The sequence below is a fragment of the Mycolicibacter acidiphilus genome, from assembly GCF_018455725.1.
GTDB lineage: Bacteria > Actinomycetota > Actinomycetes > Mycobacteriales > Mycobacteriaceae > Mycobacterium > Mycobacterium acidiphilum.
On the sequence record NZ_JAHCLR010000123.1, the window covers coordinates 1 to 990 of the forward strand.

Annotated in this window: 1 pseudogene; it reads left to right on the plus strand. The window is 80.9% G+C overall.

What is annotated here, in order from left to right:
- A pseudogene (locus KIH27_RS23385) lies at window positions 1–990 on the plus strand (PE family protein); the annotation flags it as partial.

A 990-nucleotide genomic window follows, 5' to 3' on the forward strand; every position in this document is an offset into this window, starting at 1 on the left:
GGCGGCGACGGCGGCAGCGCCGGGTCGGTCGGCACCGGCGGCGCCGGCGGCAACGGCGGTTCGGGCGCCGCGGGTGCAACCGGTTCGACGGCTCTTGCCAACGGCGGCACCGGCGGCAGCGGCGCGGCCGGCGGCAACGCCGGCAACGGCGGTCAGGGCGGCAGCATCTCCGGCAACGGTGGGCTGGGCGGCGTCGGCGGCGCCGGCGGCAACGGTGGTGCCGGTGGTGCCGGTGTGCAGGGCATCGCGGGCAGCAACGCCGCGGCCGGCAGCGGCGGTAACGGCACTGACGGCACCGGCGGCGGCAACGGCGGTCAGGGCGGCGCCGGCGGCAACGGTGGTACCGGCGGTCACGGCGGCGGCGCCACCAACGGCACCGCCGGCGGCAACGGCGCGGGCGGCATCGGTGGCGCCGGTGGTGCGGCCGGCAATGCCGGCAACGGCGGCCAGGGCGGCGCGGGCGCCGGCGGCGGTGCGAACGACACCGCCGGGCACGGCGGCAACGGCGGCAACGGCGGCGACCGGGGCACCGCGGGCGCCGGCGGCAAGGGCGGCTTGAACGGCGACGGCATCACCTACCGGGCCGACGGCGCGACCGGTGGCGCGGGCAGCGGCGGCAACGGCGGCGTCGGTGGCGTGGGCGGTCAGGGCAGCCTGCTCGCCGACGGTTCGACCGGCCAGGTCGGTGGTTCCGGCGGCAACGGCGGCGCGGCCGGCACGATCGGCACCGGCGGTGCGGGCGGCGCCGGAGGTAGCGGCGGCAACGGTATCGCCGGGGTGACCGACACCGACGGCAACGGCACCCTCGGCGGCAACGGCGGAATCGGCGGCGACGGCGGCACCGGCGGTGCGGGCGGCACAGTCTCGGGTGCGGCCGGTGCCGGTGGTGCGGGCGGCACCGGAGGCAGCGGCGGCAACGGCGGCGCCGGGGTGTCCGGCACGTCCGGCGGCGAAGGCGGCAGCGGTGGCACCGGCGGGCAGGCGGCCGCC